The organism is Exiguobacterium sp. s127, from assembly GCF_018618695.1.
Lineage (GTDB): Bacteria > Bacillota > Bacilli > Exiguobacteriales > Exiguobacteriaceae > Exiguobacterium_A > Exiguobacterium_A oxidotolerans.
The window spans coordinates 18,889-41,938 of the sequence record NZ_JACSMO010000016.1 but is presented as its reverse complement, the minus strand read 5'-3'; the positions used below and the strand labels follow the sequence as shown (position 1 = coordinate 41,938).

Genomic DNA, 23,050 nt, shown 5'->3' with positions numbered 1-23,050 from the left:
GACTTGCATGTATTAGGCACGCCGCCAGCGTTCGTCCTGAGCCAGGATCAAACTCTCCATAAAGTGTTTGACTTGCTCGTTTTTGTGACCGAAGTCACGTTGACGAAGCTTGCGCTTCATTCATTGTTTGTATCCGAAGATACGTTTTTTGCCTCATCGTTCAGTTTTCAAAGTTCGTCGTGTCGTTTTCAGCGACTTTAATATCTTACCAAGTTATCAACACAATTGTCAACAACTTTTTTTGATATTTTTTTCGGTGTGTCACAACCATTTGCGGCACAAGAAATAATATACCACGGCTTTTTCGATTGTACAAGCATTTTATTAGAAAAACATTTAAAAAGATTATTTACCCGTTTTATTGCTGATTGATTCCAATCCATCATGTCTTTTCGAGCCTTCATTTTTCATAATAAAGCTCCCTCTCTACTATATATAGAAGAAAGGGAGCAAACGTGTTTGTTAGTTTTGTTGGTGGCGCATCGTTGGGAATAAGAGAACGTCCCGAATCGATGGTGCATTTGTTAGCAACATGACAAGGCGATCGATTCCGATTCCAAGTCCACCCGTTGGCGGCATTCCGTATTCCAATGCTTCGATGAAATCATTATCCATCTCGTGTGCTTCGTCGTTCCCAGCTTCCTTTTCAACAAGCTGTGCTTCGAAACGTTCACGTTGGTCGATTGGATCGTTTAACTCCGTGAAGGCATTCGCATGTTCACGACGCACGATGAATAATTCGAAACGATCCGTAAAGCGTGGATCTTCTGGGTTTTTCTTCGCGAGTGGTGAAATTTCAACTGGGTGACCATAAACGAAAGTCGGTTGAACGAGTGTCTCCTCGATTTTTTGTTCGAAGAATTCGTTTAAGATATGCCCCGTCGACATATGTGACTGAACTTCGATTCCGTGTTCATGGGCAAGTTCATGGGCCCGCTCTTTCGAAATATCATCAAAGAAATTGATTCCTGTCGCTTCTTTAACGAGATCTGCCATATGGGCACGTTTCCAACCAACCGTTAAATCGATGACGTCTTCGCCATACGTAACTTTTGTTGTCCCAAGTACTTCTTGAGCGACGTGAGCAATCAGGTTTTCTGTTAAATCCATGATATCTTCATAGTCCGCATATGCCTCATACAACTCAATCATCGTGAACTCTGGGTTATGGCGTGTTGAAATTCCTTCATTTCGGAAGACACGACCAATTTCATATACTTTTTCGAGTCCACCGACGATAAGACGTTTTAGGTGCAATTCAATCGCAATTCGCATGTAAAGCGTCATATCAAGAGCATTGTGGTGCGTGATGAACGGACGGGCAGATGCTCCACCTGCGATTGTGTGTAACATCGGTGTTTCGACTTCCAAGTAGCCGAGACTATCGAGGTATTGACGGATGCCTCGAATTACTTTGCTTCGGGCGATGAATGTCTCCCGTGATTCCGTATTTGTAATGAGATCGAGGTAACGTTGACGGTACCGTTGTTCCACATCTTTTAATCCATGATATTTATCTGGAAGCGGACGAAGTGCTTTCGTCAACAATGTAAACGACGTGACATGGACTGATAACTCGCCGACGTTCGTTTTAAAGACATAACCACTGATTCCGATGATATCACCTAAATCACATGTCTTGTAAATTTCATACGCTGCTTCTCCGACATCGTCTTTCCGGACATATAACTGAATTTGACCTGTCACATCCTGAACGTTCGTAAATCCAACTTTCCCTTTACGGCGTGTCGTCATGACACGTCCCGCAATCGTTACTTCCGGTTTTAATTCAGCTAATTCCTCTTTTTCGTTCTCGCCGTAAGCTGAACGAATGCTTGCTGTATCCGTTGACCGTTCAAAACGAGCACCGAACGGGTCGAGTCCTTGCTCACGCATCGCGTTCATCTTACCGAGACGCACCTGCATTTGATCATTCATTTCCATGTCCTGACTCACTGTATTCACTCCTTCTAAAAATTGTTCACGACGGTCTTCATCATTCTGCATCAAAAAGCTGCCGGCATGACCGACAGCACCTTGAAAAAAACCGATTCGCTCATCTTTAATGCAATTAGCGTACCATAAAACGGGTAATGCCGACTATACTTTACCTGTCACGCATGTACTGCGGTTGTTTCCAAGGTTTCGACATACTGACGTAACAACTCTTGAAGACCGGCATGGGTATCAATATCGAATAAGGCTTTTCGGACTTGCCCGTTCCCACTTAATCCTTTGAGATACCACGCGACGTGGGTACGCATTTCACGAACGGCTAGTTTCTCACCTTTCAGTGCAACGAGTCGTGCCGCATGCAACAAGCAAATATCAATCTTTTCACGTGGTGTCGGCTCGGCTGGTAACGTCCCGGATTCGAGATACTGGATCGTCTGATAGAGCATCCATGGATTGCCGAGCGCCGCCCGACCAATCATCACACCATCTACACCGATTTCATCAATCATCCGTTGCGCGTCTTGCGGCGTTTGCACATCACCGTTTCCGATGATCGGAATCTGCACTGCCCGTTTTGCTTCCCCGATGATGTTCCAGTCCGCAACGCCCTCATACTTTTGCGAACGGGTCCGCCCGTGAATAGCAACCGCCTTTGCTCCACCCGCTTCCGCTGCCCGGACATTATCGACACAATAAATATGATGACTGTCCCACCCTGTCCGCATCTTCACCGTGACGGGCTTCTCGACCGCTTGCGATACAGCATGAACCATTTCATATACTTTATCGGGATCAAGCAACCATTTTGCACCGGCATCACATTTCGTGACTTTTGGAACCGGGCATCCCATGTTGATGTCAATGATATCCGCATTCGTGTTGGCATCGACATACTGTGCCGCCTTTACGAGTGTCTCCTTCGATCCGCCGTAAATCTGCAGACTGAGCGGCTTTTCGCGTTCGTCGACATACAGCATCTCTAACGTCCGTTCATTTTCATACAAAATCCCTTTATCGCTGACCATTTCCGCACAGACGAGTCCTGCCCCGAATTCTTTTGCAATCAAACGAAACGCAGGATTGCAGACGCCCGCCATCGGTGCGAGGATGACACGATTGTTCAGTTCGACGTCACCAATCTTAAAACCTGACATGTAGCGCTCTTCCTCTCTTCTTCAATACCCTCTATTCCTTCACGATTCGTCTGACGCCCGCTCGTTCCGTTTCCGGTAGTTGCGCGTAGAGTTCCTCGACCGTCCTCTTTAAATGCGGTACCTCATATTGCGGATTCAATTCCTGCAACGGCGCGAGGACAAATGCCCGCTCTTGCATCCGTGGATGCGGCACCGTTAATCCTTCTGAATGTATATCATCTGTATTATAAAGGATGATGTCAAGGTCTAACGTTCTCGGTCCATTCTTGAACAATCGCTTCCGTCCTTCTTGGCGTTCGATGCCCTGCAAGTGCTCGAGCAACACCTCCGCGGACCAACTCGTCTCAAGTTCGACGACCATGTTGTAGAATAAATCTTGATCGAGGTAACCGACAGGAACGGTCTCATAAATCGAGGACGGGCGAATCGCTTGAATCTCCGGGTACGCCGTCATCGCTTCAATTGCAGCATGTAAGTGCCCGGCCTTATCCCCGATGTTCGACCCAAGGGCGATGTAAGCACGGTTCATGCATAATCCCCCCGAACCCGATTGATTTCTACCGCGACATGCTCATAGTGCCCTGCGATCGGTGGATCAGGTTTGATGACTTTGACGGTCGCTTCCAAAATTCGTGGATCGAGCAAAAAGACGTGTCGGACGATTCGGTCCGCGAGCGCCTCGACCAACTGAACGGCCTCCCCTTCGACGACATGTTTCGTCGCTTCATAGAGTTCCGCATAATTGACACTTTCCCGTAAATCGTCCGTCTCGCCGGCGCGTGATAAATCAAGTCCGATGGATAAATCCACATTAAAGCGCTGTCCTAACTTCGTTTCTTCTGCGAACACTCCATGATAACCATAAAAACGCATCCCTGAAACGTGTATGCGATCCATCTTCATTCCCCCTTCGGTAATTCTGCTGCAAGCATCGCGTCCATCATCAGAGCGGCCCGCTTGATTTCTTTCACGTCATGGACACGCATCCACTCGCAACCTTGTTGGATTCCGTAACAGACGGTCGCAATCGTCCCTTCCACCCGTTCCGCCGCCGGGAGCCCGAGCGTCAATCCGATCAGTGACTTTCTCGACGTCCCGAGCAGGACGGGGTATCCGAAATCTGTCGCAATCGCGAGGTGACGCATCAAAAATAAATTCTCTTCATACGTTTTCATGAAACCAATCCCTGGATCAAGCCAAATCCGATTTTCCGAGACACCCGCCTGTTTCGCTAATCGGATTGATTCTTCAAGGTCGGCGCGGACTTCAGCTAAGACGTCTGTTCCGTGTGGTTCCGTCCGATTATGCATCAGGATGATTGGGACTTCGTGCCGGGCGGCGACCGTTACCATTGAACGATCCCCCCATTTCGAACCCCAAACGTCATTGATGAGATCTGCACCGGCACGGACAGCGGCTTCAGCGACTTCCGGTTTATACGTATCAATCGAAATCAAGACATCGAGCTCACGCTTCAAGCGACGAATCACTGGAACAACGCGGTCGATTTCATCTGCTGCTGAAACAAATGCCGCACCCGGTCGCGTCGATTCTCCACCAACATCGATTGCATCTGCCCCGTCCGCAACAAGTTGCCTAGCATGACGAACAGCGAGTTCGACATCAACGTATTGTCCACCATCTGAAAACGAATCCGGCGTCACATTTAAAATTCCCATGATTTTTGTCAACGTTTTTCCCTCCTCGACCACCGCGTCTCGACGGCCTCATCGAATAGCTGACGCACACGTTGATAGCCGCTTCCCGATTGACCCGGGAACGTTCGTCCGTCAAGTGATGAAACGGCGACTGCTTCTTGAACGGAATTCGTGTAGAGAATTTCGTCTGCCTCCATCAACTGTGGCAATAAAGCAAGGCGTTCTTCGACCATAAGTTGCTCCATCAAGAACTGGCGGGTGATCCCATTCAAGGCACCCGTCTCAAGCGACGGTGTATACCACTTCTCCCCATAACGCCAAAAAATGTTCGAAGTGATGCCTTCACAAATGAATCCTTCCTTCGTCAAGAAGAGCCCTTCCGCTTCCGGATTAAACAGTTGGCGTTTCGCAACTAGATTGTTCATGTAGTGATGCGACTTTAAGCGATACGCCGTTTCCGGTGTACTGCGTGGCAACCGGACCGTTTCAAGCGCCCGCTCCGTCGCTTGTCGCGCACCAATCGGTCTCGCATAAATCACGACCGTCGGCGTGTCATACCGCTCAACGGAGAGTCCGATATCACGGGGACCAGCCGAGACATTTAAGCGGATGTATAAATCAGTCGTCGCATGGGCACGGTATAAGGTCTCAATCGCAACTAACAGTTCATCCCGCGTATAGGGGATGACGATTCCAATCGCGGCACAACTCATCTGTAGCCGTTTAATATGATCATCAAATAAAAATGGATGTCCTGCATACGTACGAAATGTCTCAAAAATCCCCATTCCATATAAATAACCATGGTCAAATGGTGAAATCCGAACGTCTTCTTCTTTTACTACCTGTCCATCATGCCAAAGATACATATCGATTCAACTCCAAAAAGTTTTTTAACATCCGTTTCCCGTCTCGGGTCAAGATTGCTTCCGGATGAAACTGGACACCGACGATCGGTAACTCGCGATGTCGCAGGGCCATGATTTCTCCCCCTGCTTCCGCTGTCACTTCCAGGGCATCCGGAAAGGTCTCCCGCTCGACGACAAGCGAATGGTACCGTGTCACTGGTGTATCTTGAGCGATGCCTTCAAACATCCCGGTCGCGTCGTGAGACAATAACGAAACTTTTCCGTGCATTAAGTCTTGTGCCCGGACGACTTGTCCGCCGAAGACTTGTCCGATTGCTTGATGACCGAGGCAGACACCAAGGATAGGCAACTTGCCTGCGAAGTATTCGATCGCAGCAAGGCTGATGCCCGCCTCGTTCGGAGTACAAGGTCCTGGCGAAATCACTAGGTGATCGGGTTTGAGTTGTTCAATCTCCTCGAGTGTAATCGCATCATTCCGAAACACCTGGATCTCTTGCCCGAGCTCCCCAAAGTATTGGACTAAGTTGTACGTAAATGAGTCATAGTTATCAATCAATACAATCATGTCGTTCCCTCCGCCATTTCTTTTGCGACCCAAAGTGCCTTTGCCTTACTGAGTGATTCTTCATATTCGCTCACTGAACTAGAATCGGTGACGATTCCTGCTCCCGCCTGAATATAAGCGACGCCATCTTTGGCGACGAGCGTCCGAATCAAGATGTTGAAGATCGCATCGTCCGCCCAACTGATAAATCCGAGTGACCCTGTATAAATACCACGCCGGACCGGTTCTAACTCCTCGATGATCTCCATCGTCCGGATTTTTGGTGCACCGGTGATCGTCCCACCGGGGAACATCGCTGCGAGAACATCGCTCGCACCTTGGTGTTCCGCTACTTTCCCACGGACATTCGAGACGATATGTTGGACATGAGAATATTTTTCGATCACCATCAATTCATCGACATGAACGGACCCATACCGGCTGACCCGTCCTAAATCGTTGCGTTCTAAATCAACGAGCATGACGTGTTCCGCCCGCTCTTTTTCATTATCGAGCAGCGTCTTCGCAAGCGCTAAGTCTTCCGCTTCATCCTTCCCGCGCGGACGTGTCCCAGCAATCGGACGCGTCGCGAGATCGTCTCCAATTTTTTCGACGAGCAACTCGGGTGACGCTGAGACGAGCGTCAACTCTTCATCGACGAAGTAGCCCATGTACGGCGACGGGTTCACCTGCCGCAACACGTCATAGACATGAGCCGGCGATGTTAAGAGACGTTCATGTTGACGAACCGCAAGATTGACTTGAAAGACGTCACCCGCTTCAATATAACGTTTGACGCGGTCTGCCGCCTCGACAAAGTCGGCTTGTTCGAACGACCGACCCCGCTCTAACCGTTCATTCGAAACCGGGCGAAAGACTGGCGCAGGACTCTCCACTTTCCAAGCAAGTACTTCAGTTTCAAGTGCTGCTTCCGCTGCCTCGACCGTATCACGCGTCACGGCAACGAATAACTGACCTGCCTGTTCGTCATACACGGCGACTTCATCGTACCAATACAACGAAATATCTGCTGTTTCTAAATCGTCCTCCGCTTCGTCCGGTAATCGCTCTAAATACCGGACAGCGTCATAACTGACGTAGCCTGCCAGTCCACCGAAAAATGCAGGCATCCCGTCCGGACGAGCCGATGCATGACGTGCGCGTACTTCTTCAATTAATGAAAACGGAGAATCTGTTCGTTCTTCGACACCATCACGTGTTGTAATCGTCGTTTGTCCGGATTTCGTGCGTAACTGCCCGACCGGGTGCACACCAGCCATCGTATAGGAACCGATACGACCACTTTCGAGCCAGATATGACCGGTTTGTTCTTTTGTCCGCTCCACATAACGGTTATAAAATTGTTCCTTCGTCCATGTAAATGCTACATATCTCGTCTGTCGCACTTGCGTCCCCCACCTCTGTACGTATTCTGTCCTCATTATACGCAAAAAAAAGGCACGCGGGAGTCGAATGACTTCCGTGTGCCTGAAAAAAATTATAGTTTCGAACCTTCTTCTTCCTCGACTTGATAGAGTGGCGTACTGAGGTAACGTTCTCCATTCGAAGGAATGATCGCTAACACATTTTTGCCTTTTCCAAGACGTTTGGCCGTTTTAAGAGCTGCAGCGATTGCAGCACCTGAAGAAATCCCACCGAGAACTCCGTTTGATTTCGCGGCACGGCGCGCATGATCAAATGCTTCTTCCGTCGTGATTTGTTCGACACCGTCATAGATGTGTGTATCGAGAATCGAGGGTACGAATCCAGCACCAATTCCTTGGAGCTTGTGCGGACCCGGTTTACCACCCGAAAGAACAGGTGAATCCGTTGGTTCGACAGCGATGATTTCGATTCCCGGGAAGGCGTCGCGTAATACTTTACCAGCACCCGTGATCGTCCCACCTGTTCCGATTCCGGCGATGAAGGCATCCAGTGATAGTCCTTCGAACGCTTCAACGATTTCAGGTCCTGTCGTCTGTTCGTGGACGACGGGGTTCGCTCCGTTGTTGAATTGTTGCGGCATGAAATGACCATGTTCCTCTGCTTCCGCCGTCGCTCGCGCGATTGCACCCTTCATTCCTTCCGGACCAGGTGTTAAAATCAACTCCGCGCCGTACGCACGAAGAAGAGTTCGACGTTCCATGCTCATTGTTTCTGGCATGACGAGAATGGCCCGGTATCCTTTCGCTGCTGCGACCATCGCTAGACCAATCCCGGTGTTGCCACTCGTTGGTTCGATGATCGTATCGCCCGCTTTCAGTTTCCCAGCATCCTCTGCCGCTTCAATCATCGACAGCGCAATCCGGTCTTTGACACTTGACCCGGGATTCATGTACTCCAGTTTCAAGTAGACATCTGCATCCTCTGGTCCTGTCAGATGGTTCAATTTGACGATCGGCGTGCGGCCGACTAAATCTAGTACTGAATTTGCAATACGCATGACCATTCCTCCTCATAATGAAAAACCTTTAATTCCAAGTAATCCGATAAATCAATTATCAATGGACTGGATGAAATCTGTCAATCAAAGCGCTCCACGGTAGGTTTCGTTCCATTTTTGGATTGACGTTCTATCGCTTCTTGAATCAAACGATCGAGTGTATCTTGTTCGTGTTCTTTACGCATTACTTGATAGACATCCGCTCGTGTGATGTCTTCGTCTCCGACTGTCGCGACGACGTCTTCAAGCGGTCCACCGATACTTTCTTGGACGATCTTCGGAGAATCGACTTTCGGTAGTTCTCCCATGAAGGCATATGCTCCCGTTAAAAAGTTCGTCAACAGTAAGATGAAAATCAACATCCACAAGTACTTAGAGTTTACATTTCCCATTTTCAGACCCTCTTATGCTCGTTCGAGCGATTTTTCACGAAGTGATTGTAATTCTTCGACGCCATACTGATAGTGTTCTGAACAGAAATGACAAACTGCCTCTGCTCCACCATCTTCATCAATCATCGATTGAATCTCGTCAGGTCCGAGCGCCACGATGGCTGTCGCGAGCTTTTCGCGATCACATGTGCAACCAAACGTAACCGGCACTGTATCGAGGACTTCGTATGATTCACCGAGGACGAGTTCAAGCATTTCTTCCGGTGTTTTTTCTTCTCCGACAAGAATCGAGATTGGTTTTAATGCGGCCACTCGTGCTTCGAGTGCGGCAATCGTTTCTTCCGATGCGCCTGGCATCAATTGCACGATTAACCCACCTGCTGCGATGACCGACTCATCTTCCGGATAAACGAGCACACCTGCACCGACGACAGATGGACTTTGTTCTGAGACTGCGAAGTAATACGTAAAGTCTTCACTGATTTCACCGGTTTGGATCGGTGATTGCCCTCCGACGAAGTCACGAAGACCTAAGTCTTTGATAACGGAAATATTTCCGCGACCGACTGCATCGCCGACTTTTAATTTCGTCAGACCGTCTGCATTGACGTACGTATCCATTTCGACACGTGGATGGCTGACGTATCCACGGACCGTTCCTTTTGCATCGGCATCGACGATGATTTTTCCGATCGGACCGTCCCCTTCAACTTTCAGGGTCACACGTGTGTCGCCTTTTTGCATCGTTCCCATCATCGCACCGATTGTCAGCGTCCGGCCAAGCGCCGCCGTGACGACCGGAGTCGTTTGGTGCCGGAGCTGTGCTTCATACACCGACTTTGTCGAACGGATTGCAAATGCACGGACTTCGCCGTTAAAACCGAGCGCCCGTACTAAATAATCATCTTTTAGTTGTGCTAATAATTCTTCACGTTTCATTATTTATTCCCTCACTTATTTCGTTCGTAGATAATACGCAACCCGTCAAGCGTCAAAAATGGATCGACGATTTCAATCGTTGCGGATTCCTCGCTGATTAATCGGGCAAGCCCACCAGTCGCGATGACTTTTGCTTCACCCATTTCTTCTTTCATCCGGTGGACAAGACCGTCCACTTGCGCGACATATCCAAAATACGTCCCTGACTGCATCGCATGAATCGTATTCCGCCCAATCGCGGATTGTGGTTTCGCAATCTCAATGCGCGGCAGTTTTGCTGCTTTGTTATAGAGTGCCTCAGTCGACACCATGACACCCGGTGAAATGATTCCACCGTAATAGCGTTTTTGTGAATCGATATAACAATAGGTCGTTGCTGTCCCAAAGTCGACGATGATCAATGGACCATCATATTTGACCGTCGCGGCGACCGCATTGACGATTCGATCCGCCCCGACTTCCCTTGGGTTATCGACTTTTAAGTCGAGTCCGGTTTTAATACCTGGTCCAATCACGAACGGGCGTCGATTGAAATAACGGACGCACATGTTCTCCAGTGGAAACACGACGGGGGGTACGACAGATGATAACACGATTCCCTCGATTTCTTCCACGTTTAACTCTGCATCCCGGAACAAGGCTTTGACGAGCATCCCGTACTCATCGGTCGTCCGTGTCCGATCGGTTGCGATCCGCCAGTGCTCGACCAATGTCTCGCCAGCATAGACACCCAGTACGATATTCGTATTTCCAACATCAATTACTAAGATCATTTGACTGATTCCCCACTTTTCTATACGATACCTGCAATATACGTTGTGATTATACCACGTCGGCTAAGCTTCACCTACCGAAGTGCGCAAGCATCACGGCATATAAAAACAGGACCAGCACCCGCATAGCGGGTACTGGTCCTGTCTCGTTGTGTCAGCGATTAAATTTGATCATCACGGCGTGGTTGATCAGGCTTTTCTACATCCACATTTTGACCTTCGTCGATGACTGAACCACGTTGTGTCGGAGATTCTGTCGGTTCATCGATGACAGGAGTCGTCGATTCCGGGTTTTTCTCGTCTTCTGTTTGTTCAGCTACCACTTCTGGCTCGTTCTTTTTGTATTCACCTGTCTCAATGAGGTGGTGAATTTGTTTTTGATCCAGCGTTTCAACTTCAAGTAACGTTGTCGCAATCAAATCAAGCTGATCACGTTTTTCCGTTAAGATCGTTTTCGCTTTTTGGTAACAGCGGTTGATGATCGCTTGGATTTCTGTATCAATCTCATGCGCAATCGCGTCCGAATAGTTTTGTTCATTTTGGAAGTCACGTCCTAAGAAGACATTTCCGCCTTGACCTGAACCGAACTGAAGCGGTCCGAGTTTTTCACTCATCCCGAACTCCATCACCATCTTCCGGGCGAGTCCTGTCGCACGTTGGAAGTCGTTGCTTGCTCCAGTCGATACTTCACCAAAGACGATATCTTCCGCGACACGACCACCAAGCAATCCGGTAATTTTATCTTCAAGTTCTGGTTTTGTCATGAAGTAACGATCTTCTTTCGGAAGCATGACGACGTAACCGCCGGCATTCCCACGAGGAACGATTGTTACTTTATGCACTTCATCCGCATCATCAAGTGTGACACCGATGATCGTATGACCTGCTTCATGCCACGCAACGATTTTTTTCTCTTTCGGCGAAATGATCCGGCTCTTCTTCGCTGGTCCAGCGATAACGCGGTCAATCGCTTCTTCTAGATCGACAATGGAAATCTTATCCCGGTCGGTACGCGCTGCAACGAGTGCTGCTTCGTTCAACAGGTTTTCAAGATCAGCACCAGAGAATCCTGGTGTCCGCTGTGCGATTGCTTTTAAATCGACTGTTGAGTCGAGTGGTTTATTTCGTGCATGTACCTTAAGAACTGCTTCACGACCGACGACATCTGGACGCTCAACCGTAATTTGACGGTCAAAACGACCTGGACGAAGCAAGGCTGGGTCCAAGATATCAGCGCGGTTCGTTGCTGCGATCATGATGATGCCTTCATTTTCACTGAATCCGTCCATCTCAACGAGAAGTTGGTTCAATGTTTGTTCACGCTCATCATGTCCGCCACCGAGACCTGCGCCACGTTGACGACCGACTGCATCGATTTCATCGATGAAGATGATACACGGTGCATTTTTCTTTGCATTTTCGAAGAGATCACGTACACGTGACGCCCCGACACCAACGAACATCTCAACGAAGTCAGAACCTGAAATCGAGAAGAATGGAACGCCAGCCTCACCTGCTGCTGCACGTGCAAGTAACGTTTTACCTGTACCTGGAGGACCGACAAGAAGGACCCCTTTAGGGATACGTGCACCGAGACGTGCAAATTTACGTGGGTCTTTCAAGAATTCGACAACTTCGACGAGTTCTTGCTTCTCTTCGTCTGCACCAGCGACATCTTCAAACGTAATTTTCTTTTTCTCCGTATCATAGAGGCGCGCTTTTGATTTACCGAAGTTCATCACACGACCACCGCCGCCGCCACCTTGTGCTTGATTAATTAAGAAGAAGAAGAGAATGAATATGATGATGAACGGGACGATCGTCGTCAGTAACGCGATCCAACCGCCATTCGTCTCTGCTGCTTTAAAGTCCATATTGACACCTTGACTGCGCAATTGTGTATAAAGATCCGTTAACTCCGTATCAACAGCTGGAACAACCGTTTCATACGTCGAATCCTTTTCACGTAAATCACCAGTCACATTATACGTCTGTCCTTCGTACTGGAAGGTAGCCGTCTTAATTTCACCTTTTTCAACCGACTCGACAAACTGTGTGTAATTGATTTCTTTGCTTTTGTTCACTGGACTCTGCAAGTATTGCAGAAACAAGATCAAAGCTAGAAAAATGACCCCAAACACGAGGGTATTCTTCACTGCTCGGTTCATCTTATGCCTCCTCTCCGCACCAACTGACATACCTTCATCAACTGATACGAATCCTGACGCGGCAAAGCGCGCTTTGTAATTGGTTTCATCTTATCATGTGACAGTCAAGATTAAAAATAATTAGCCACCGTAGACTGCCGGCTTCAACACACCAACATATGGAAGGTTACGATATTTCTCTTCATAGTCGAGACCGTAACCGACGACAAACTCGTGTGGAATCACAAATCCACTATAATCCGCGTGAAGATCATTTTTGCGACCTGACGGCTTATCGAGCAATGTCACGATTTTGACAGATTTTGCTTTACGGTACTTGAAGAGATCAACCAAGTATCCAAGCGTCAATCCACTGTCAATGATATCTTCGACAATCAGGATGTCACGTCCTTCTACAGATGTGTTCAAATCCTTTTCGATTTTAACTTCGCCTGTCGATGTCGTTCCACCGTGGTATGTCGAAACATCCATGAAATCCATCTCAAGGTGCATGTCCATCTTTTTGACGAGATCAGACATGAACGGCATTGCGCCTTTTAAGACACAGACGAGCAGTGGAAAACGATCACCATAATCTGCTGTCAATTCACCCGCGAGTTCACCGACTTTATGTTGGATCTCTTCTTCCGAAATCAGTACTTTCTCCATATCATTCATTAAGGTCATGCTAGGTATTCCTCCTCCATTTTAAACACTACATTACCATTCTATCATTAAATAAGACCGTGCGAGGAGTTCAAATGACCCGAATTTTGCAATTCGATGTCCGACGACCGCTAAAACTTGACCCGTGGCGTCGACGACGACCGGAACTTCTGCCCGAAGATAACGTGGTACTTTCGCATCAATTAGAATCCGGCTTACTTTTTTCGTTCCGATTTCTAGCTGTATCCGGTCCCCTGGCAACTGACTTCGTACCGTCAGCGGGAAAGTAACTTCCGCTAACGGAATCCCTGCATCCCCGTATGAAAACGTCACATCTCGTTCACCATAACGGTATGTTCCCAAATCAGCCCCTACTTGAAACGATTCAAGTGCAGAATCTGTCGTATCTTTCTCGATACAGGTCAAGTATCCGTACGCGCGGCGAATCCTCCAGTTTCCATAATACACTTCGCTCGAGGGCATATCTACTCGGAGCCATGCTAAAAAGCGATCGAAATCCTCTGATGTCAACCGGACATCCGGTAAGAGCACTTGTAAAGCGAGTCGTCTCAAATCTGTCGGCAGCTGGTTGATCTCATCGATTACTATCCCATCCTCCGTCGTATGTCGCGCTACTAATGCTTCGACGTACGCTAAGTGCTCGTCCTGTATCGTTTGACGAAGCCGTGCGGCACGGACCGCCGCTTCTTCGAACCCCGGGCGCACTTGAGCGAGCCTTGGTAAAATATCGTGCCGGATTTGATTTCTTAAGTACTTCGTTTCCGCATTTGTCGCATCCTCACGCCACTCGATTTGTTGACGCGTCGCATAAGCCGTCAGTTCCTGTTTCGTCCAGTTCACCAGCGGACGATGCAACTGACCGGGACCGAACGGGCGATGAATCGGAATCCCGTCGATCGTCGCTTCACCCCGCAACAACTGAATCAATAACGTCTCGAGTTGATCGTCACGATGATGTGCTAAAACTAAGTGACTCCGGTTCGTCTCTTCCATTAAGTTTTCAAAAAACTGATACCGTTTCTCGCGACAACGGGCTTGACTCACCCGTTGTCCACCCCATTCTAAACGGATCGTCCGGAACGGGATATTACGTTCAAAGGCCCAGTTTTCGACAAACGCGGCTTCTTCATCCGATGCTGCACGAAGACCATGGTGGACATGGGCAATTAAAAGATCAAACTTCGCCTCGTGCAACAGATGCGCGAGCACCATCGAGTCGCAGCCTCCGGATACGCCGACGATGAGCGGTTCATTCGGAACAGGAGCAATCGTTTCCATGATGTACGCATCCCCTTTTCGAATCTACTATACTAAAAAAAGCCACCTCTATATAATAGAGATAGCTTTTAAAGAATGACCCGTACGGGAATCGAACCCGTGTTACCGCCGTGAAAGGGCGGTGTCTTAACCGCTTGACCAACGGGCCAAAAAAATATGGTAGCGGCGGAGGGAGTCGAACCCACGACCTCACGGGTATGAACCGTACGCTCTAGCCAGCTGAGCTACACCGCCATATTTTTAACTCGTGCGTCTTAAGCACATTTTCTATAATACGGTGGAGTCAAATGAAAGTCAACGCTTTTTATAAAAATAATTTCAAAAAAATAAAAGATGGAATGAACAGCGTCATTCCATCTCTATTCTTATAAAGAACAGGTCAGCAAGTTATTGACGTTTAGCACCGCGTCCGCCACGTTTTGAATCCGTTTGGCGTTTGAGTGTCGCAAGACGATCTTCACTGTCTTTGAGGAAACTCGTCATCAACGTATCGAACGTTTGCTCTTTACGTGGAGCAGGTGCTCCGCGACCACCTTTGTTGAATCCTCCACGATTTCCACCACCGCCGCCACTGCGCGGTCCTTTGTTATCAAACGGACGTGGTCCGCGATCTTGACCGGCCGGGCGTGGGCCACGGTCGAATTGACGTGCAGGACGAGGACGTTCGCCTTCAGGGCGGTCAACAGCCTTCTTGATTGAAAGACCGATTTTACCATCGTTTTCTACACTCAAGACTTTAACTGTGATTTCCTGTCCAACCGTCAAGACATCATTGATATCTTTAACGTAAGAATCTGCCACTTCGCTGATGTGAACGAGACCGGTTTTCCCAGTCGGTAATTCTACGAACGCTCCGAAATTAGTGATGCCTGTAACTTTCCCTTGCACTTTGCTGCCTACTTCAATCGACATAAATTGTATTGCTCCTTTTTAGTTGATTCATTTCTTATTATACGAGTGATTACATATTTTTTCAATCAATCGGCAACCATCGGTTAATCTTCAGGTGAGAAATAGAAAATTGTTTCGCCTTTTTTCGAGTACAACAACTCACTTCTCGCTAAGTTCGCAACATATTCTTTATCGTTCAGCCGTTCGATTTCCTCTTTCAGGCGTGCCGACTCTTTTTTCGCTTTTGTTTGCTCTTGTTGAGCGACCTGGAACGATTGATTTTGTTCAGCAATCAATTGTTTCTTTTCGATGTATGACCACCCCATGAGAGAAAGGACGATGAGAAAGATTGACATACAAATCAAGAAACGTTTTTTTAAGCGCGATCGGTTCTCAATCGCATTTTGGCTTAATTGCTTTTTACGATCATTGAGCGGTTTAATCTTTGGTGGTGTTTGACGACCTGATTCTAACGGTGCCGGCATATCATCCCTCCTTATCCGAGTGGTCATCTCTGACACTCTTTAGTATACTTCCTTTTTCAGGTAAATTACATTGATTCTTCAGAATTCACTTTTTCTTCACGAATAATCTTATACATGTCCGTCGCTTCTTCTTTTTTCGCATGCTCTTTAATGCCGTCGATTTGAACGGTGACGATTTTGTTTCCGAATCGAATCGTCATCTCATCGCCGACTGCGACGTTACTGCTTGCTTTGGCGACTAAACCATTGATCGTGATACGGCCTTGATCGGCTACTTCTTTTGCGAGTGTCCGTCGTTTAATCAAACGGGATACCTTTAAAAATTTATCGAGTCTCATGACTGTTCCTCCTGCTTCGCTTGATTCCATAACTGATCTTGTTCGTCGAGCGACAACTCTTCAATTGGTCGCTTTGCGAGTTGTTCCACCCGCGTAAAACGGCGAATGAACTTATCGTTCGTCAGCTGCAACGCTTCTTCTCCCGATAATCCCATATATTTTCCGACAAGTGCTAACGAAAATAAGAGATCTCCGAATTCAGCAAGTTGTTCTTTTGGCGCTGCTTCTTGTAGTTCACGTATTTCTTCTTGTACCTTTTCAAGCGCACCACTGACTGTGTCCCACTCAAAGCCGACTTTTGCGACTTTTTTCTGAATCTGTTCAGCACGCATCAAGGCAGGTGCCCCTTTTGTGACACCGTCGAGCAGATATTTCCGCTCCGGTTTCTCCTGCGACTTGATCGTTTGCCAGTTCGCAACGACGTCTGCCGCCGAATCAACCGTCGTCTCTGCAAAGACGTGTGGATGACGACGAATCATCTTATCGCTGACACTGCCGATGACGTCCCGGATATCAAAGTACCCTTCATCGAGACCGATTTGTGCGTGGAGCATGACTTGAAGTAAGACATCCCCTAATTCCTCTATCATTAAGTTATCGTCCTGAAGGTCGATTGCTTCCAGTAATTCGTAAGATTCTTCGATTAAATGTTTTTTGAGCGATTCATGCGTCTGTTCTTGATCCCATGGACACCCTCCTTCACCACGTAAACGGGCGATGATGTCCTTGAGCGTCGCGAAATCCCGATTCAGCGCCTTTTCCTCCGTCACCGGCGGCACATAGACCGTCGTCAAATTACTGAGCATCGTCACACGATCCAGTTCATAGAGCGGAACTGTCATGACGTGTTGCTTGCTCGTCCCCGCTGCTGTGACGAGCGTCACCGGGTGTTCATCCGGATAACGTTCCATCAACATGACTTTCAAGTCACCTGCGACAAACGCATCGTACACTTGTCCGATCAGTACGTGTTGACGAATTTGCGCTTCATCAACACGGAAGGCCGTTGCGTCAAGCAATTGAAATCCTTCAATCGGATCTACCCCGACCGCTGCGAACATCGGATCAAGAAAACTTTGTCCACCGACGATGTCGATGTCAGTCGCACGCGCAAGTAGTTGTTGAACGGTACTTTCTGCTACAAGCGGGTGTCCCGGTACCGCATAGATGATTGGCGTTTGTGTCGCCTGATCAAGCAGTGTTTCGACGATGTCCGTATAGACCGCTTCAAAACGGTCGTGCCGCTCATAAATCGAATCAAACGATGTAAATTTCATTCCCTCTGTCGCCAGTTCTGAAACGACGGGATGATCTGCTGTCCGTAAATAAACAGGTTGTGTTGTTTCTTTCAATAACTTATAAACGCCAAACGGCAATTGCTCTAGTTCGCCAACACCTAAGCCGACGACTGTAATACGGTGTGTCATATGATTTTCCTCCGATGATGAATTCGATAAAGTTTGTCTCCGAACGGCAATAAAGACCACTCCCGCTCTGTCAGGACCCGCCTGCGCAGTGCAAATATACAAAAGATCAATGCACCACCGATGACGAGTAGACCCACTTCAAACATCGCTCCAATCCGCGTCTCGAAACCTGCCCATTGAAACAGACGTTCGACCACGTACAAAAACAACGCCATCGGGATGATTGCTTGGAGCAATCGGACGTAGAAAATTCGTCCTGCTGTTACACGTCCGAATTTCCGATTCAATAAGATGAGTTGTGCTGATGCCATCATTGCGAATCCGCCGAATGTCGCCATTCCCGCCCCGATCATACCATAACGGGGCAACAAGTAGATGTTTAATAACAGCTTGACGACCAGTCCGAGCACGACGCCTGCAAAGGCATATTTTTCAGCATCGACGGACTGGAGACAAGAGATGATAATCATCGAGAGCGATGCCGTAAAGGCCGTCGCAGCAAGCCAACTGAGCGCAATCGTCCCTTTATCATCTTGATAGAGCGCGATGTTGAGTGGACGCATGACACTAAACAATCCGACCGTCGCAGCTGCCGCGACCAATAGACCAGAACGAAGGAGTGTTTCAAGGTGCAACCGTGTCGCCGCGTCATTTTGTTTACGATACTCCGTCAGCAACGTCGGAACACTGGCCAGACTGATTGACGTCGCAAATAAAATTGCGAACTGCAACAATGGATAACCACGATCAAAAATCCCCTTCTCGATTTTCGTCTCCATCGTATCCCCGAGCAAGTTGACGAACGTCAATCCATCAATCAACTGCATCAACAGTAAAGCAAGCGACGCGATACTGACCGCCATCCCACTCGTCAATAAGACTTTCCCGACACGTTTTAAATGACGCTTCGAGACGACCGGGCGACCAATCCGCCCTTTCGCGAAGCGAAGGAGCAACAACAATGAAGCGACGCTGCCACCGAGCGCCGTCACGTGTGCCGCAGCACCGATTTGATAAGGATTCGCTCCGATCGAGACACCATAATACGTCACGAGTAACAATAAACAGACACGCACGGCGTTTTCCGTAATTTGTGAAAAGGCGGTCGGTCGCATCTCAAGGTCTGCTTGAAACATTCCTCGTAACACGGCAATGACCGGCAATAAATAAAACGTCAACGTCACAGCACGTAACGGAAGGACGAGCTTCGGATCTCCGAACAGTAAAGCAAGTTCTGGTGCGATGATCCAGCCGAGCAGACCGAACACTAACGAAAGACTCGCAAGGACAAAGAAAATCGACCAGAGAACCTCTCGTTTTTCTTCCGGGTGATGCAACGTCAACTTTGCGACGATGACGGGTAGCGCATAAATCCCCAGTGCTGCCGCAATCGCGAATAATGGATAGACCGTCTGATAGACGTACAATCCAAAATCCCCTGCCATGTTTTGATACGGAATCCGGTAAAAAAAGCTCAGCAGCTTTGAGATGTAACTCGAGATCGCCAGGAGCGCTGCCCCTTGCGCAATCGTTCGCCGTTGACTCATCGCATCGAGATCCGGCGGTCAAGTTCAGCGAGCAACCGCTCTGCTTGTTCCGTTGTTTGTTGAACGGTTTGTTTGCCACGGTTCAACGTCAAAACAAGTTTTCCTTCTTGTTGTCCCATGCCGAGTCCGCGACCAATCGGTACCGTCCACTTGACGAAATCCGCAACATCGAGCGTCTGAGTCGTTTGTTCGGATAAGACGATCTCGATTTTCGGGTCCGTTTGTTTGACCCGCTCAATCCGAGCCCGTTCAGCAAAAATCCGCATCCGCGTCAACTGAATCAATCGTGCGACTTCATTCGGGAATTCGCCGAAGCGCTCCAGCATCTCTCCTTCGAGTGCATCAAGACTTTCTGTCGTATCAACATACTTCAAGCGTTTATAGAACTCAATTTTCAGTTCAGAATCCGACATATAATGACTCGGAATATACGCATCGAGACTGAACGTAAAGTCTGGTACGAATTTTTGGACACGTTGTTTCCCTTTCATTCGTTCCTTCCGTTCTTCGACGGCTTCCGATAACATTTGTGAATACAAATCGAACCCGACTGAATCGATAAAACCGGATTGTTGGGATCCGAGCAGATTCCCGGCACCGCGAATCGACAAGTCACGCATGGCAATCTTGAAGCCACTTCCAAGCTCCGTAAATTCCTTGATCGCCTGAAGACGACTCTCGGCGACTTCGGTCAACCGTTTTTGCGGACGGTACGTAAAGTAGGAATACGCGACACGACTTGAACGTCCGACACGACCACGCAGTTGGTAGAGCTGTGATAGACCCATTTGATCGGCATCGTTGACGATCAATGTATTGACGTTCGGAATATCGATCCCCGTTTCAATGATTGTCGTACTGACAAGAACATCGGCATCCCCCTCGAAGAAGGCAATCAATTGACTTTCAAGTTCCGTCTCTGTCATCCGACCATGTGCCGTGACGACACGTGCTTCCGGAACGAGCGCCCGGATTTCCTCCGCCTTCCGTTCAATCCCTTCAACGCGATTGTAGAGGAAAAAGGCTTGCCCCCCTCGACCAAGTTCACGTTCAAGTGCTTCACGCATGATGATTCCGTCGTACTCCATCACGTACGTTTGGACAGGATAGCGGTTTTCAGGCGGTGTCTCGAGGACCGACAAATCACGAATCCCGATCATCGACATGTGTAAGGTCCGTGGAATCGGTGTCGCCGTCAACGTCAAAACATCGACATTCGTTTTGAGTTGTTTCAATCGTTCTTTATGTTTAACACCGAAGCGTTGCTCTTCATCGATGATCAACAGACCAATGTCAGCGAACTGAACATCTTTTGATAAGACACGGTGTGTTCCGACAACGACGTCGATCGTTCCTTCTTTCAAGCCTTTTTTTGTTGCTTTCAGTTCTGACGCCGATCGGAACCGACTCATGACTGAAACATTGATTGGCCATTCGCTGAATCGCTCGAGCATCGTTTCATAGTGTTGTTGGGCAAGAACAGTCGTCGGTACAAGGAGAGCGACTTGTTTCCCTGCCATAACTGCTTTAAATGCCGCCCGAATCGCGACTTCCGTTTTCCCGTATCCGACGTCTCCACATAACAGACGATCCATCGGACGCGGCCGTTCCATATCTTTCTTAATCTCTTCAATCGACCGGACTTGATCGACCGTTTCCTCGTACGGGAACGAGGCTTCGAATGCCTGCATGCTGTCATCATCTTCCGGGAAAGCAAATCCAACTGCCGCTTCTCGTGTCGCATACAATTTGATTAGTTCATCTGCGATGTCCTCAACTGATTTTTGGACTTTCGCTTTGACTTTCTTCCAGTCCGTTCCGCCGAGTTTATAGATTTTCGGTTCTTTTCCTTCTGCTCCGACGTATTTTTGAATCAAGTCGATTTGGTCAACCGGAACATACAAGGAGTCGTCACCGGCATAGACAAGGTGCAAGTAATCTTTATGGTTCCCTGCGACATCAATCGTTTTGATGCCGTGGTAACGACCAATTCCATGGTGGATATGGACGATATAATCACCCGTCTTCAACTCTTGGTAACTTTTGATCCGTTCCGCGTTCGTCAATTTCGTCGTCTGTTTCCGGCGACGGGTCGGTTGCTTAAAGACTTCTTCTTCCGTCACGACGACGAGTCGTGCATTCGTCATTTCGAAACCACCATGAATGCCACCGATTAAAATCGACGGATGTCCCCGACGCATATCTTCTTCTGCCGTATGCAAGGACGCTTCGACACCGTAGTCGGAAAGTGTCTGCCGCATCCGCTCCGCCCGCTCTTTGTTACTCGCAAGAAAGACCATCCACATGTCTGCCCGGGCATACCGATCGATTTCCTGTTTCAGACGTTCCATTTGGCCATGAAACGGAGCGATCGGTTTGATGTTGAAGTGAATCGCTGCACTTTCAGGGACGCCGCTTCTGCGTGTCGGAAGGAGCGACAAGTAGAGTAGCTGACGTTGTTCAAAGACTTTGAGCATCGGAACCGAGAGAATGTAATCACTAACGCTTTGCCCCCGTTCAATCAACGAAGCCATCCATTCCGCTTCTTCCGCATCCTGAACTTCCGCCGCTTCTTCGATCCGTGCGATTTCATCGACGATCAAGACGGCATCTGTGATATCAGCCAGTAATGTCTTCTGATACAGTAACGGCGCGTATTTCGCGAGTTGTTTCGGTCGCTCCCCACTTTCGAGCAATTCGACGTCATAGGCGATCCCTTCTTCAAGTGCTGCAAGGACTTCCGTGCTTTGGACACGTTCTTTCGTCGCTTCATAGAGTGCACGCAACCGTTCACCCGCGGCACGGAGATTTTCCGTCGTCGCAAAGTGTTCAGCTGCCGGTGGAAGCAACGCTTCTGCGACCACACCGAGTGATCGTTGCGTTTCTGCATCGAATGTATAAATCGAGTCGACTTCTTCATCAAATAAATCCAATCGATAGGGACGGTCGACCGTCAACGGATAAATATCGATGATACTCCCGCGAACTGAAAATTCTCCCGGTGTTGTCACGGTCGCCGTTCGCTCATATCCGGCGTCGACTAATTCTTGAATGAAGTCCGGAATTGCCAAGATATCGCCCGGCTTAATCCGTTTCGTATGTGCTAAGAAATCACTTGCAGGTGGAGCATACCGTCTGAGACCGACGAGTGGGATGATTAAAATACCATCATCGGTCGTCAGGAGCCGGTGCCGCGTTTCAATCCGTGTCGCCCGTAATTCCGGGCTCGCCCCGTACGATAATTCAGCAGCTAATGTCTCGTCGACCGGGTAGAGCATCACTTCCTGTTCAGGCACCAGTTCAATCAAATCATCATACAGTTTTTGCGCTTGAAACATATTGTGGGTGACGATGACGAACCGTTTTTTTGTTTCTTGATAAATGCCTGCGACGAACAACGCTTTCCCGCTATTCATCAAGCCTGTGATGAGTTGGGCATCGACCCCTTGTCGAAAACGCTCACGGACCGTTTTTATTTCTGGTATTCCGAGCAACAGATTTTGTAGTTGTTTCATAGTTTCC

The 23,050-nt window shown here is 48.4% G+C and carries 21 protein-coding genes, 2 tRNA genes and 1 rRNA gene; all 24 read right to left on the bottom strand.

Going from position 1 to position 23,050, the window contains the following annotated elements; all coding sequences use genetic code 11:
* Nucleotides 1-63, bottom strand: a 16S ribosomal RNA gene (locus KNP98_RS15090); the annotation flags it as partial.
* Between the two features lie 399 nt (nt 64-462).
* Nucleotides 463-1,944 carry a lysine--tRNA ligase gene (gene lysS / locus KNP98_RS15085; RefSeq protein WP_157898521.1) on the bottom strand — a complete coding sequence of 494 codons (1,482 nt, stop codon included), beginning with the start codon at nt 1,942-1,944 and terminating at the stop codon, nt 463-465.
* A 170-nt stretch (nt 1,945-2,114) separates the two neighbouring features.
* On the bottom strand, nt 2,115-3,110 hold the full coding sequence (gene dusB, locus KNP98_RS15080; RefSeq protein ID WP_214771757.1) for a tRNA dihydrouridine synthase DusB: 996 nt from the start codon (nt 3,108-3,110) through the stop codon (nt 2,115-2,117).
* A gap of 31 nt (nt 3,111-3,141) precedes the next feature.
* Nucleotides 3,142-3,639 (bottom strand): 2-amino-4-hydroxy-6-hydroxymethyldihydropteridine diphosphokinase, encoded by a 498-nt coding sequence (gene folK, locus KNP98_RS15075; protein WP_088835989.1) that lies wholly within the window; start codon nt 3,637-3,639, stop codon nt 3,142-3,144.
* Entirely contained in the window at nt 3,636-4,007 is a 372-nt protein-coding gene (gene folB, locus KNP98_RS15070) for a dihydroneopterin aldolase (protein WP_088835988.1), read from the bottom strand. The genes folK and folB overlap by 4 nt, the downstream gene beginning before the upstream one ends.
* A gap of 2 nt (nt 4,008-4,009) precedes the next feature.
* Nucleotides 4,010-4,801, bottom strand: a complete 792-nt coding sequence (gene folP, locus KNP98_RS15065) for a dihydropteroate synthase (protein WP_159172872.1) — start codon at nt 4,799-4,801, stop codon at nt 4,010-4,012.
* Nucleotides 4,798-5,637 carry an aminodeoxychorismate lyase gene (gene pabC / locus KNP98_RS15060; protein ID WP_088835986.1) on the bottom strand — a complete coding sequence of 280 codons (840 nt, stop codon included), beginning with the start codon at nt 5,635-5,637 and terminating at the stop codon, nt 4,798-4,800. The genes folP and pabC overlap by 4 nt, the downstream gene beginning before the upstream one ends.
* Nucleotides 5,621-6,202 (bottom strand): anthranilate synthase component II, encoded by a 582-nt coding sequence (locus KNP98_RS15055; protein ID WP_214771754.1) that lies wholly within the window; start codon nt 6,200-6,202, stop codon nt 5,621-5,623. The genes pabC and KNP98_RS15055 overlap by 17 nt, the downstream gene beginning before the upstream one ends.
* Entirely contained in the window at nt 6,199-7,587 is a 1,389-nt protein-coding gene (locus KNP98_RS15050) for an anthranilate synthase component I family protein (protein ID WP_353048603.1), read from the bottom strand. The genes KNP98_RS15055 and KNP98_RS15050 overlap by 4 nt, the downstream gene beginning before the upstream one ends.
* 92 nt (nt 7,588-7,679) lie before the next feature.
* Nucleotides 7,680-8,624: a cysteine synthase A gene (cysK, locus tag KNP98_RS15045; protein WP_088835983.1), complete on the bottom strand. Its 945-nt coding sequence runs from the start codon at nt 8,622-8,624 to the stop codon at nt 7,680-7,682.
* Between the two features lie 80 nt (nt 8,625-8,704).
* Nucleotides 8,705-9,016 (bottom strand): SurA N-terminal domain-containing protein, encoded by a 312-nt coding sequence (locus KNP98_RS15040; RefSeq protein WP_214803562.1) that lies wholly within the window; start codon nt 9,014-9,016, stop codon nt 8,705-8,707.
* 12 nt (nt 9,017-9,028) lie between these two features.
* Nucleotides 9,029-9,955 carry an Hsp33 family molecular chaperone HslO gene (gene hslO / locus KNP98_RS15035; RefSeq protein WP_029332221.1) on the bottom strand — a complete coding sequence of 309 codons (927 nt, stop codon included), beginning with the start codon at nt 9,953-9,955 and terminating at the stop codon, nt 9,029-9,031.
* Nucleotides 9,956-9,966: 11 nt separating this feature from the next.
* Nucleotides 9,967-10,728, bottom strand: a complete 762-nt coding sequence (locus KNP98_RS15030) for a type III pantothenate kinase (protein WP_088835982.1) — start codon at nt 10,726-10,728, stop codon at nt 9,967-9,969.
* A 161-nt stretch (nt 10,729-10,889) separates the two neighbouring features.
* Complete coding sequence (gene ftsH, locus KNP98_RS15025) at nt 10,890-12,896, bottom strand: ATP-dependent zinc metalloprotease FtsH (protein WP_214809049.1); 2,007 nt, start codon at nt 12,894-12,896, stop codon at nt 10,890-10,892.
* A 120-nt stretch (nt 12,897-13,016) separates the two neighbouring features.
* Entirely contained in the window at nt 13,017-13,562 is a 546-nt protein-coding gene (gene hpt / locus KNP98_RS15020; protein ID WP_012368964.1) for a hypoxanthine phosphoribosyltransferase, read from the bottom strand.
* 33 nt (nt 13,563-13,595) lie between these two features.
* Nucleotides 13,596-14,840 (bottom strand): tRNA lysidine(34) synthetase TilS, encoded by a 1,245-nt coding sequence (tilS, locus tag KNP98_RS15015; RefSeq protein ID WP_214812187.1) that lies wholly within the window; start codon nt 14,838-14,840, stop codon nt 13,596-13,598.
* 76 nt (nt 14,841-14,916) lie between these two features.
* Nucleotides 14,917-14,988, bottom strand: a tRNA-Glu gene (locus KNP98_RS15010).
* A 9-nt stretch (nt 14,989-14,997) separates the two neighbouring features.
* Nucleotides 14,998-15,074: transfer RNA gene (locus KNP98_RS15005), tRNA-Met, on the bottom strand.
* A gap of 153 nt (nt 15,075-15,227) precedes the next feature.
* The gene (locus KNP98_RS15000; RefSeq protein WP_088835979.1) at nt 15,228-15,752 is read right to left on the bottom strand and encodes a S1 domain-containing RNA-binding protein; all 525 of its coding nucleotides are present in this window, start codon (nt 15,750-15,752) and stop codon (nt 15,228-15,230) included.
* Nucleotides 15,753-15,835: 83 nt separating this feature from the next.
* Complete coding sequence (locus KNP98_RS14995) at nt 15,836-16,216, bottom strand: FtsB family cell division protein (protein ID WP_088835978.1); 381 nt, start codon at nt 16,214-16,216, stop codon at nt 15,836-15,838.
* Nucleotides 16,217-16,281: 65 nt separating this feature from the next.
* On the bottom strand, nt 16,282-16,554 hold the full coding sequence (locus tag KNP98_RS14990) for an RNA-binding S4 domain-containing protein (RefSeq protein WP_214767903.1): 273 nt from the start codon (nt 16,552-16,554) through the stop codon (nt 16,282-16,284).
* The gene (gene yabN / locus KNP98_RS14985; RefSeq protein ID WP_214803555.1) at nt 16,551-17,981 is read right to left on the bottom strand and encodes a bifunctional methyltransferase/pyrophosphohydrolase YabN; all 1,431 of its coding nucleotides are present in this window, start codon (nt 17,979-17,981) and stop codon (nt 16,551-16,553) included. The genes KNP98_RS14990 and yabN overlap by 4 nt, the downstream gene beginning before the upstream one ends.
* Nucleotides 17,978-19,528, bottom strand: coding sequence for a polysaccharide biosynthesis protein (locus tag KNP98_RS14980; RefSeq protein WP_214812185.1), 1,551 nt, complete (start codon nt 19,526-19,528; stop codon nt 17,978-17,980). The genes yabN and KNP98_RS14980 overlap by 4 nt, the downstream gene beginning before the upstream one ends.
* A complete protein-coding gene (gene mfd / locus KNP98_RS14975) occupies nt 19,525-23,043 on the bottom strand; it encodes a transcription-repair coupling factor (RefSeq protein WP_088835974.1) in 3,519 nt (1,172 codons plus the stop codon). Before mfd ends, KNP98_RS14980 begins: the two co-directional genes overlap by 4 nt.
* Nucleotides 23,044-23,050: the final 7 nt, after the last annotated feature.